This is a genomic window from Moorena sp. SIO3A2, assembly GCF_010672265.1.
Taxonomy (GTDB): domain Bacteria; phylum Cyanobacteriota; class Cyanobacteriia; order Cyanobacteriales; family Coleofasciculaceae; genus Moorena; species Moorena producens.
Window position 1 is genome coordinate 45,534 of record NZ_JAAHHC010000031.1, and the last position, 12,149, is coordinate 57,682.

Annotated in this window: 10 protein-coding genes; 6 read left to right on the plus strand and 4 right to left on the minus strand. The window is 42.7% G+C overall.

Annotation, left to right across the window (positions count from 1 at the left end; all coding sequences use genetic code 11):
- Positions 1-286 precede the first annotated feature (286 nt).
- The 4 genes from F6K64_RS26845 to F6K64_RS26860 all read left to right on the plus strand — a co-directional run bounded on the left by F6K64_RS26845 (position 287) and on the right by F6K64_RS26860 (position 6,956).
- A complete protein-coding gene (locus F6K64_RS26845) occupies positions 287-418 on the plus strand; it encodes a hypothetical protein (RefSeq protein ID WP_267872008.1) in 132 nt (43 codons plus the stop codon).
- 197 nt (positions 419-615) lie between these two features.
- Positions 616-1,587 (plus strand): tRNA (5-methylaminomethyl-2-thiouridine)(34)-methyltransferase MnmD, encoded by a 972-nt coding sequence (locus F6K64_RS26850; protein WP_008181947.1) that lies wholly within the window; start codon positions 616-618, stop codon positions 1,585-1,587.
- Positions 1,588-2,026: 439 nt separating this feature from the next.
- Positions 2,027-3,397 (plus strand): bifunctional UDP-N-acetylglucosamine diphosphorylase/glucosamine-1-phosphate N-acetyltransferase GlmU, encoded by a 1,371-nt coding sequence (gene glmU / locus F6K64_RS26855; protein ID WP_287266846.1) that lies wholly within the window; start codon positions 2,027-2,029, stop codon positions 3,395-3,397.
- Between the two features lie 286 nt (positions 3,398-3,683).
- Positions 3,684-6,956 carry a HEAT repeat domain-containing protein gene (locus F6K64_RS26860; protein ID WP_287266847.1) on the plus strand — a complete coding sequence of 1,091 codons (3,273 nt, stop codon included), beginning with the start codon at positions 3,684-3,686 and terminating at the stop codon, positions 6,954-6,956.
- A 4-nt stretch (positions 6,957-6,960) separates the two neighbouring features.
- Here the strand turns inward: F6K64_RS26860 and F6K64_RS26865 are convergent, their stop codons facing one another.
- From F6K64_RS26865 to F6K64_RS26875, 3 genes are all read right to left on the minus strand, one after another.
- Positions 6,961-8,652, minus strand: coding sequence for an ArnT family glycosyltransferase (locus tag F6K64_RS26865; RefSeq protein ID WP_287266849.1), 1,692 nt, complete (start codon positions 8,650-8,652; stop codon positions 6,961-6,963).
- Between the two features lie 305 nt (positions 8,653-8,957).
- Positions 8,958-9,914: an isoaspartyl peptidase/L-asparaginase gene (locus F6K64_RS26870; RefSeq protein WP_287263675.1), complete on the minus strand. Its 957-nt coding sequence runs from the start codon at positions 9,912-9,914 to the stop codon at positions 8,958-8,960.
- Positions 9,915-10,055: 141 nt separating this feature from the next.
- Entirely contained in the window at positions 10,056-10,214 is a 159-nt protein-coding gene (locus F6K64_RS26875; RefSeq protein ID WP_075904077.1) for a DUF2256 domain-containing protein, read from the minus strand.
- 534 nt (positions 10,215-10,748) lie between these two features.
- Here F6K64_RS26875 and F6K64_RS26880 point away from each other — a divergent pair.
- Entirely contained in the window at positions 10,749-10,946 is a 198-nt protein-coding gene (locus F6K64_RS26880; RefSeq protein WP_287266850.1) for a hypothetical protein, read from the plus strand.
- Between the two features lie 21 nt (positions 10,947-10,967).
- Here the strand turns inward: F6K64_RS26880 and F6K64_RS26885 are convergent, their stop codons facing one another.
- A complete protein-coding gene (locus F6K64_RS26885) occupies positions 10,968-11,102 on the minus strand; it encodes a hypothetical protein (protein WP_271968796.1) in 135 nt (44 codons plus the stop codon).
- A gap of 628 nt (positions 11,103-11,730) precedes the next feature.
- Between F6K64_RS26885 and F6K64_RS26890 the strand changes: the two genes are divergently transcribed.
- The gene (locus F6K64_RS26890) at positions 11,731-12,024 is read left to right on the plus strand and encodes a DUF8820 family protein (RefSeq protein WP_071106738.1); all 294 of its coding nucleotides are present in this window, start codon (positions 11,731-11,733) and stop codon (positions 12,022-12,024) included.
- Positions 12,025-12,149: the final 125 nt, after the last annotated feature.

Here is a 12,149-nt window from a genome sequence, read left to right on the forward strand (position 1 = left end):
TACCGAAGTTTAGACCTCGGCGTTTGAGTCGTAAGTAATAAGCTGTTGTGCATTTAAAATGCACAACAGCTTAGTTAAGATCAGGACCCAAATAGTCTATCAAGCGAAAAAGTTTTTGCTACTCCAAATCCGAGGAAATGTGGCGACATTCTGGTAATTCACTATCTTAAATTTTGGGATGTTCCAGATCCTTCTCTGTGTAATTATTTAAATTATACCTTAATTCAGCAACGCCAATTCTTTTGAAACTCCCCGTCTCTTTAGAGCGGGGAGTTTCAATAATCCGATGGTGGGCAGTGCCTACCAACTAGAAGCGTTGAAAGTTAGCAGGTTACATGTTCGATGTTGGGCAAATAACCTACCCGACAGGAACGCCAAAGGCGAACAACCCCATCACCTTCAACCTTCAACATTTTAGAATTTAGAATTTAGAATTTAGAATTTAGAATTTAGAATTTGGGTAAGTATTCAGCTATCAGCCATCATCCTATGCGCTAGGCGCATAGGCTTAGATGGGCTTTTCCTCAGACTTTCAATTCTCATTAATCTCGAACTATTAAATTCTCCCGTTCGTGTAGCGTGGCTCACGGCTGACAGCTGAAGGCTGACGGCTGAATGCTTATGAATTTGGAATTCTACATTCTGCATTCTACATTCTGCATTCTGACAGACAACCTTCAACCCCATAACCTTCAACCTTTAAAATCCCTAATGCCCGATAACAAGGTATTCACACCGGAAATGACTGCTGATGGCTCATTTACCTTTTTTTGTTCAGAAATTGGTGAATCCTATCACAGCCGACAAGGTGCCATAGAAGAAGCCCAGGTGAAGTTTGTCAAACCTTGCCAACTAGCCCAAAAAGCCCAACAGCCAGTGCTACGGTTGTTGGATATCTGTTATGGTCTAGGTTACAACACCGCTGCTGCCCTAGGGGAAATTTGGACACAAAATCCCCACTGCCATGTCCAACTGGTTGCCCTAGAATTAGACTCTACCGTACCACAAGCTGCGATCGCTCAGGGTTGGCTGAATCACTTTCGTGATCCTATCCCCCAACTATTAGAGGCTCTGGCAACTACTGGACTGGTTGAAACCGAGCAATTCCAAGCTCAACTATATCTCGGTGATGCCAGAGAGACTATCCAACAGGTGCAACAAGGTAACTTCCAAGCCGATGCTATCTTTCTTGACCCCTTTTCCCCACCTAACTGTCCTCAATTATGGACCCTAGAATTTATTCAACACTTAGCCCAATGTTGCTCAGACACCGGTAGACTAGCCACCTACTCTTGTGCCGCAGCAGTTAGAATTGCCCTGATCACAGCTGGGTTTACGATTGGATCTACCATTGAAGTAGGAAATCGACAACCCGGTACTATAGCTAGCTTTACTGAAGCTAATTTACCTAGCTTATCAATCCGAGAGCAAGAACATTTGCAAACTCGTGCTGCTGTGCCTTACCGAGACCCGAATTTATCAGACTCAGCCTCAGGCATTTTACACCGACGCCGCCTAGAGCAGCAAAACTCTTTACTTGAACCAACCTCTCATTGGAAAAAGCGTTGGTTGAGAGTTGATAGTTAAGATCAGCTATCAGCTATCAGCTTTCAGCTTTCAGCTTTCAGCTATTAGCTGAAAGCTAATAGCTTTCAGTTATCAGCTTTTAGCTATCAGCTATCAGCTATAGCGCTACCCGCACGCTACTTAAGGTGCTTTTGAATAAAACAGGTAACCATTTGTTTAATCTGAGTTACGTCTGCTGACCACTGACCACTGACCGCTGACCGCTGACCGCTGACTGCTGACTGCTGACCTTATAATAAGTTAATTTTAAGCTAATTAGCAATTAATCAGAGTTTTATCGGTAATAATTATATTTATTCTCCCAATAGATTCATCATTCTTCTCCTGAATTATTAATTCTCTCTCCTGCATCTTAAAAAAAACTGCCCATTTATGACATCAAACTGAGGTCAAGTGTGAGTATGATAGGGATGCAAAGATGGAAGCAAAAAGCTAATCTATGGTTGCAGTAGCAATTCTAGCGGCAGGACGCGGAACTCGCATGAAATCTGACCTGCCCAAAGTCTGTCACCGTTTGGGTTCACAAACTCTAGTGGAGCGAGTGCTCAACAGTTGTGTTTCTATTAACCCCTCGCGAGTGATGGTGATTTGTGGCTATCAGAGTGAACGGGTAAAAGAAAGTCTGAGCGCCTACACGGATGTAGAATTCGTTGAACAGAAAGAGCAATTGGGTACTGGTCATGCCGTCCAGCAACTGTTGCCCCACTTGGCAGACGATACGGGAGACTTACTGGTCTTAAATGGTGATGTTCCATTGTTGCGTCCCGACACCATTAAACAACTATTAGAAAGCCATCAAGCCCATAACAATGGCGCTACGATCCTAACTGCCCATTTGCCGAATCCCACGGGCTATGGACGGGTTTTCTGTGATAGTAACAATCAGCTGCAACAGATTGTGGAACACCGGGATTGCACTGATGCTCAAAAGCAAAATAACCGCATCAATGCTGGTGTCTATTGCTTCAACTGGTCTCAATTGGCTTTGGTCCTACCAAAACTGTCTGCGGATAATGACCAAAATGAGTATTACCTAACGGATGCGGTTACCATGGTTGAGCCAGTAATGGCAGTGGATGTGGAAGTAACCCACGAAATTCTCGGGATTAATGACCGTAAACAGCTGGCCATGGCTGAGCAGATTTTGCAAGAGCGGATTAAGGATGGCTGGATGAAGGCAGGGGTGACATTAATTAACCCAAACAGTATCACCATTGATGAGACTGTCCAATTGCAACCTGATGTCACCATCGAGCCCCAAACTCATTTGCGGGGTAAGACTGTCATTGGTGCTGGTAGCAGGATTGGCCCAGGGAGTCTGATTGAAAATAGCCAGTTGGGTGATAAGGTGACGGTGCTATATTCAGTGGTAAGTGATTCTGTGGTTCAAGATGGCACCCGTATTGGTCCGTATTCTCATCTTCGGGGTCATGCCCAAGTAGGAGAATCCTGCCGTATTGGAAATTTTGTGGAACTGAAAAATACTCAGATAGGCGATCGCACTAATGCCTCTCATCTATCTTATTTGGGAGATGCTACCCTAGGGTCACGAGTGAATATTGGCGCAGGTACCATTACTGCCAATTACGATGGTGTTAAAAAGCATAAAACCCAGATAGGCGATCGCACTAAGACTGGCTCGAATAGTGTTTTGGTGGCACCACTGACCTTAGGAGAGGATGTCACTGTGGCAGCTGGTTCTGTGGTTACCAAGGATGTGCCAAACGATAGCTTGGTGATTGCTCGTAGTAGAAATCAGGTCGTTAAACCCGGTTGGCGATTACAGGGAACTGAAGATTCCAACAGCTGAGCAAGGGTAAGGGATGGCCGTAAGTTGATCAGGTTGTTGGGTGGTAAGCTATCAGCATTCAGCTAATGCGCTACGCGCACGCTACGCGAACAGCTAATGGGCTACGCGCACGGTACTTGATGTGCCAAAGGCTGACGGCTGAATGCTGACGGCTGAATGCTGACGTTGGGTGAATTAACAAATTGGGTGTTTCAAGAGGGGCAATAGGGGTAACAGAAGTAAGAAGCAGCAAGCTTATGACTAAAGACTACGATAATAATTGTTGAGGGAAAATTGAGTTTGCCCTATGACTTGGGAAATTGCTTCTGTTGTTGCTGAATCTGTTGCCCCTATTTTAGGGAGAAAAATTCAAACTAGGCTAACTCCTGCCGACATCCACAAAGCAGTAGAGCAAGGACTCAAAGCTGCCCTAATGCGAGAAGAACCCTTGGCACCAGAGCAGCGCCTTTTTTATTATTCTGCTCCTGATGCGATCGCGTTTTTTCTGGAAGACTTTTTCCAAGATAGGGAAGTACAGGAGGAATTACACAAACCCCTCCAAGAGGATAACAAAATACCCTTAACCCCTCTACTTGTGGAGAAATTTAAGCAGGTAGCCTCAAACTATGCCCCCACTCAACCACAAGATAGTTTTATTCTTCCGTGGATGGAAACCTTTGTCAAGACTTATAGTGAAAAAACCAGCAGTTATTTAGAATTTCAACTAACTAAGGAAAACTATTTCCAGCAAATTTCCAACAGCGTTGATGAGGTTAAGTTTGCTGGGATGTTGGTCGGTCCACAGGATGGAAACCATGCCATTAAGCTTGACCAAATTTTTGTCATGCCTGAGGTAGAAGTGTTACATCCTCCCAGTAGTCAGCGACCGGTAGAGTTGCGGGCTTTTCACCCTCAGGTAGCCTTACCCGATCAGTCATGGCAACCATTGCGTACGCAAACGGTTAAAAAAACTCTTGCCCAATATTTATTAGCGGTAAAAACCTGGCAGGCTACCTCTGCTAAATCCCGGAACGTGATACTACTGGGTGCGCCTGGTTCAGGTAAAACCACCTTAATGAATTATGTTGCTGTAATGTTAGCCCAGAAGCAACCAGAAGCAATTGGGTTAGCGCCAGATATTGACTGGCTGCCGATTTTAATTGATATCCGGGATTGGGTCGAGTATTCAGATATCAGTATTCTAGACTATGCACGGCAGTTTGCTGAAAAAACCCTATTGGTGAAATCCCTGCCTAAAGGTTTCTTTGAACATTGGCTGGAGGATGGACGAACATTGATTTTGCTCGATGGGCTCGATCAAGTCACAGAACCAGCCAAAGGTGAGCAAATCGTAGAGAAAATTAAGGATTTTCTCCAGCAATTTCCTAACAATTGGTTAATTATTACCTCCGATAACGACCGTTACCTTAACTCAAATTACCCCTGGGAGTTTTTATGGAACAAAAAATTTTATCACTATCAACTTCAGTTATTTGATGACAGTAAAATTGAAGAATTTATTCAGCGCTGGTACTATAGTCAGATTCAAGACAAAGCAGAAGCACAACGACTGAAAGAAAGCCTGATCAACCTACTATCTGAGCATGATCAGATTAGAAACCTGGCAAGACATCCCCTATTGTTAACGATTATTACCCTAATTCACCGCTATCATTTCCGATTGCCTTTGGAGCGCTATCAGCTTTATGACCAGGCAGTAGACCTGTTATTAACCTCCTGGGATAATAAACCAGATATTAATAAACCAGATATTAATAAACCAGATATTAGTAATAATCAGACGCTGAAATATCTGGGATTGAATGATTGCAGACGATTGATGGAACGTCTCGGGTATTGGATGCATACCCAGGATAGTAAAAAGGAAAAAGATAAAACGGAGAAAGAAGGTAGGATAGTAATTAATCGAGATGAACTGATCGCTTGGTTTGGTAGAGAAATTAAAACCATGAAACAGATTCAGTTATACGAGGCCAAGGCAGAGGCAAAACGGTTGGTTAATTTAATTAGCGTTCGCGTAGCGGCTCCAAAGGAGCATCGCACTGGTATTTTAACACAACAAGGGTTGGATGGTTACGCCTTTATCCATAAAATATTTCAAGACTATCTGTGTGCTCAAGAAATTAACTATCAAGCCGATAATGAAGAAAATTTTGATATTATATTGACTCATATCCAAGACTATCTCCATGACTCCCACTGGCAAGACGTGTTGCTCCTACTAATTGCTCAGCTTAAACCAAAAAAAGCCGCTAAAGCAATTCAGGAAATTTTAAATCATGACAGTGAGTATGAGTCTTGGTTACATCGAGATTTATTATTTGCTGCCACTTGCCTTGCCGAAAATCCTCAACCCTTGAAGATAGCAGATAATTCCCTACTGCAAGAGATTTTAGCAGCATTGGTTACCCTAGCAGCCAGTGATTCACGGCGAGTTGGTTACCAAATTCATCAGCAAGTCTTTCAAACCCTTTCCGACTTGAATCAAACTGAGATTAAACTTGACGTTTTACAACTGTTGAAAGATAGAGCCAACTCTCAGAAAGATACACAATCCCAGGAACGCCAAGTCGAGTTAGGGCAAAACCAATTAGGGCAAAACCAGTTAGAGCAAAACCAATTAGGGCAAAACCCGACAGTCCTCAAAACCTTTTTGGCAGGGCTAGAAGATAAAAATAATACCGTGCGTCACCAGGCCAGTGAGATATTAACTAGTGATAGATTAACTAGTGTAACTAAATTAGACTATCCCGACTATTATCTCACTACTACCGAGCACACTAGTCTTCAAAAAAATATTCAGAACTTATCACTAAGCGCTATTGTCAGATTAGACAATACTTCAGAAAGCTTAGTAAATACATTGCTGAGCTGGCTAAAAGATGACGATGCTACCATTCGTTCTGAAGCAGCTTTAGCATTAGGTGAATTGGATCAGGTTTCTGAGCCAGTAGTGAATAGCTTGTTGATGGGGCTAAACGATAAAAATGCTCGTGTTCGTTACTCCAGTATCTGGGCATTGGGCAAATTGAAGCAGCATGGTAAAACCGTTGTGAGTGCCTTATTGACAAGGCTAAACGATCAAAATTCTCGTGTTCGTTGCTTGAGTGCTTCGGTCTTGGGTAAATTAGACCAGCATAGTGAAAGCGTAGTCAGTGCTTTAGTCACATCCCTCAAAGATAAAGATTCTGATCTTCGTTGTGCCGCTGCTACTGCTTTAGGTCAGTTAGGTAATGGTCAGTTAGGTAACCTTTCTGAAACAGTGATCAGTGCCCTACTACCACAGCTAGAGGATCAAGATTCTGATGTACGTTGTGCCGCTATTAAAGCCTTAAGCCAGTTGGGTAATTCTTCACAAGTTGTGATCACTGCCTTGCTGGGGTGCCTCAAAGATGAGGAGTCTGGTGTACGAGCCTCAGCTGCTGAGACCTTGGCTGAGTTAGGTAAACCATCTAGTTATGTGTCCAGTGCTCTTGTACAATGGATTGAGCTGCACCAAGCCTCAGACTATGTGGGTAGTGGAATTGATGCTCTGTGGAATTTGGAGAACCCAAAGTAGGTTATTAGTTATAGGTCAGATCATTTTTGGCAAAAATCACCATTCTATTCTGAAGAAAATCAATAGTTTTAGGATAAATCCATTCTGGAACCTTTGGAGATTCTTGGTCAAATACAATGTGATAAGGATAGTTTTCCTCTAAAAGATCGCTAAAAAATTTGTATAGGGAAGGATAGTCATTTTTAAGACGGACAATAAATCTTTTGTAGTAGCGGGAATTAACCGCAATATAGTCTGGTTTTCGGTCTTTCAATCTCTCAAGGTTATACCATTGTGTATCTTCTTCTCTATCTTCCTTCTCCCAGCGTATATGTGTTGACCACTGCAGGCGTGCCATGATCCAGGGATTATCTTTAAATAGACGGCTAAACTTTTTTTTACGTCCGCTAATATCTGGCATTATTTGTTCTGTTAAAATCACCCCTGGTATCTTACTAAATTGTGGAGAATAGGCACTCGATTCTATTGAACTTCCCTTTTCAATATTTGTTTTTACCCACTCTTGAGCTACCATTCGAGGGTCTTCTGTAAAACGCTTACCCACATAAAAACTGCAAATCAAGTTGTAACTTAAAATAACTAGTAAAAGTCCAATCATTAACCGCCGATTTCCCTTGATTTTATTCCAGAATACACCAGAAATAATTAAACCAAAAGGAACTATTGGCATTACGAAGCGAGTTTCCATTCTCGGAAAAGAGCCAAACTTAAAATAATATAATAAAAATACACTAAAAAGTAACAATATCCCTTTATGTTCGAGGGGTTTTTCCTTGTCTACAGCAAGACTATAAAAACAAAATAATAAGCCAAGCAAAAACACTAACCATGATGGTAAACCGATAATTTCTTGGATGGCGACAACAAATTCCCCAAAACTATTCCCTTCTGCAATTCCCCCATAGACAGGGGTGACAATATAGTTGTACCAAAAATGCTCCCAAAAAGTAGAATAGTCAAGTAAGGCAAAGGGATTGCATACCAAAAAACCAATAACGACCATCGAAAGACCAATAATAAGTTTTTTGTCGAACAGTAATTTTTTCCATTGCCTCAATGATATTGAAGTAATGGAAAGAACATGAGCAACAACAATTCCCATTCCTATTGCCAAACCATTATATTTAGTAGCTGTGGCAATTCCCGTGCAAAAACCAGCTATAACATAATCCGATAACTTGCCAGATAACAAAATATTTTGAGCGAAATAGAAGGATAATAACATCCAAAACATTACGGGAATCTCTGTTGTCAAAAAATGACTAAAGCTGATGAAGCCTGCGCTGGTAGCAAAAATAATTGTCACTAGGCGAGCTGGGAAAACCCCAAAAAACCTCTTGCAGATCTGATAGACTAAAATAATTGAACCTAAAAACAGAAAAACTGTTAGCATTCTTGACCAGAGGAGTTTAGCTGGATTAATATCATCGGCGGATAGATGTAGAGTATTGCCGATTAATTCAAAGGGTAAAACAGATAAAAAGTAAACAAAATAGGTATGAAAAGGTGGCTTCTGAAATGATTCGGGATTGAAAGGTAATTTTCCAGCTTGAAAAAGTTCTTTAAAGCCCATTTGGTCAGGATTCCATTCTTCCACCCATCCCCAATTAATCCCGTAGATACAGAAAACTAGACCCAAGAAAAGAGCAAATAGCAAAACCTTGTCTAATTTTTTGAGCATTTTAGCACTATTCATATCATGTCTGCTTGATTACTTACGATACAGCAGTTTTCAATTGGGTTAGGTACTTTCGTCTTGGGTTTTAGGGAGCAGGGACTGCAGTCGCTCTCAGAAAAAATGGCTAAAAGTATTGCTAGGCAACGCTTTTAGCCATTGAGATACTATTTAGTATAAAAAATCAATTATCAAAATCTCAAAGCTATAAACAATAGTAGTTTGAGGCGACTAAAGTATATAGCTTAGTCTAACAGGTACCGAAAAGCCATTAATAATAACTATCAAGATTTCAGCATCCTGTATCCGTAAGTTGTCAGATACCTTTAAATCGACAAAAATTCCACATCCTTAGTCATATTCAACGTATCCACAATCTTTTCCCCAGTATGATAAGCCGCTAGCAGAACTTCGCTAGTTTTGCCCCATGCGATCGCACCATTAGCATCTAGAGCGATAGCGGCAAAATCTCGCTGATTCTTCCGAGCTTCCTTAAATGAACGCTCCATTGCATTCACCAGGGATGAACCATCAGTGACTCGCACCACAATCCGTGCTGCTAGACACTCTTCCATAATGTCTTCCCCGATACCGGTGCAGCTCACTGCTGCATCAGCAGTAGCGTAATTTCCTGCTGGCATCGCCGAGTCGCTGACGCGACCAATCCGTTCAAAACCCTTACCACCAGTAGAGGTCCCTGCTGCCAGATGACCCCGGCCATCTAGTACAACCACACCAATGGTTCCCCGTCGAGCTTCAGAGCTCGTCACCAATTCGTCCTCAGCAATAACTCCCGCCATCTTATGGCTAAAATTGGCCTGCCTTTCTTGGAGCCACTCTTGTAACCGCAGCTTCGTCATAGGATTGTAAACCGGGAGTTGAAGGTCTCGTAACAATTCTGCCGCTCCATAGTCCGACAGCACGCGGTCATCGGAGCCTTGCAACGCTTCTGCCAGCTGAATCGGATGCTGCACTCGCGACACATTAATCACACCGCTGAAGCGTTGAGATTGACCTTCCATCAGGGACGCACTCATCCGGATTTGCCCATCTGATTGCAACACCGAACCGGTTCCAGCATTAAAGCGGGGGTCATCTTCTAACAGTTGGCAACCTCGGACAACAGCATCAGTCGCACTAGTACCGTTCACTAACAAGGCATAAATCTCCTCAATAATTGAGTGGAGGGACTTGCGAATCGCATCAGCCCCTCCTTTGCCTTTTATAGAACTACCAGCACCACCGTGGATAATGACTTTGGGACACACCGTCTTCACAAACATACACAATACTGAAGAAAATATTAAGGATTAAAACATTTAGTGTGAATTATGAGACTCTGATGTGTCAAGTGTGAAAATATACAAAACCCGAAAAACTGACTAAGAAAATTTCTCGATCCAGCCCTGGTTATCCTTGATACCTCATCTCTGCTTCACGCCAGATTTCCGTCTGCGACAGCGCTCTGAGCAATATTTGACTTCCTCCCAACAATCTTGCCATTTTTTGCGCCATGTAAACGAACGTTGACAAACAGGGCAAATTTTTGTTGGCAGGTTCGATTTCAATTGCTGGCGTGTCATATTAGTTTTATTATAGATTATAAATACCTATAATTGTAACAATTTATTAACTTATATCAAGTTTAATTAAAACAATTTACAAAAGTTAATTGTTAATTGTTAGTTAATTGTTAATTGTTAATCGTTAATTGGTAAGCATTCAGCTATCAGCTAATGCGCTACTTGAGGTGCTACTTGAGGTGCTATCAGCTTAAGTATTCAGCTTAAGTATTCAGCTATCAGTTATCAGCTATCAGTTATCAGCTCTAGCGGTTTTTAAGCTAGTAAGGTACAATTTTTTGGCTTTTAGGGAGCAGGGACTGAGGCCGTAGGCCACGCTTCGCGAACGGAGCAGGGAGCAGTAAAGTCGGAAGAGGAAAGAGGTAAAAAGTTTTGTGTACCTCATTAGGCTAAAAACCGCTATATCAGTTATCAGTTATCAGCTATCAGTTATTAGCTTTCAGTAGACTTCGCGGCAGTTGTCGGGAACAGCGGATCACCGGAACAGGGAACAGTGGACAAGAATTGACGCAAAGCGATGCAGAGGTGCGACCCGTGGCGAATTTAATTACGGGTCAAACGCACCATTACGGTCTTGGGGAGGCAGTGCGGTCTTGGGGAGGCAGCGCGGTCTTGGGGGTTTCCCCCATGAGCGACTGCCGTGGTTCCCCCCATGAGCAACTGCCGTGGTTTCCCCCACTCGCGCTTTGCATCAAGAACACTATTAGAAAAATACTTTTGCAAGAGGTCTAGTCAACAGCTGACGGCTGAAGGCTAATAACTGATAGCTGACCCCTGACCGCTGACCGCTGAAGGCTGACCGCTGACCGCTGACCGCTGACCGCTGACCGCTGACCGCTGACCGCTGACCGCTGACGGCACCTCAAGTAGCGTGAGCCTTAGGCTCACGGCTGAATGCTTACCTATCAGCTAAAGGCTTGTGGCCACGCTACGGGAAAAGTTTATGCCCATAGCGTGGCCAACGGCCAACGGCTGACCGCTGACCGCTGACCGCTGAATGCTTACGTTAATTGTTAATTGTTAATTGACCACTTTTGAGTTTTGATTGTCTATAGCAATTCTAAATAGGTTGTGAAATTTCACGGGGGCAGGATACCCGTACTCACAAGGATTTTGGGTTTATGAATGTTCACAACTCGTTTATAAAACCTATTTTTCATACTTATCAAGTACTTTGTCCTAGGTTTTAGGCAATAGGTAGTAGGCAATAGGGAGTAGGCATAAGCCAATTGACTGTACATCATTACTAGGAGAAATGCTATAGTAAGGGGAAAAAGAACCCCTATTATCAAGTCAGGTTGAATACCCATAATTAGAGGGAGGGTGGGGAGGGTGGGAAGTCTGGTGAGATAGGGAGATGGGGAGATGGGGAGATGGGGAGATGGGGAGATGGGGGAGATTTTTATTAAGGGTAACTATCCCGACATGATCTATGACCTTTCCCAACTAAATCGATAACTAGATAACAATTAATCAAACTAACAATTAATCACGCTAACAACTAATCAAATAAGCTATGCAACCTATTCGACAAGGGGACGTTATTTTACTTCCTGTAGAGCAAATCAATGGACAACAGTTACCTCACCTAACCCTAGCAGAAGGGGAGGTAACTGGACATTCTCATCGCATCAGTGATGGTGTTGCTCAGTTATACGAAAAAAATGGCATCCTTTATCTACAAGTTGTTTCAGAAACAGCAACCTTAACTCACGAAGAGCATAAGGCCATAGAGCTTCCCTATGGTAGCTGGATGGTGCGAATTCAACGGGAATATGAACCTCAAGGATGGCGATATGTTGCTGACTAATATCATGTCCGGTTGACTACTTATATAGCACAGGGAGTAGGGAGTAGGGAGTAGGGAGTAGGGAGTAGGGAACAACAATTATCACAATTCCTACACGGATCCCTATTCAAACTTGTAACGTGAAA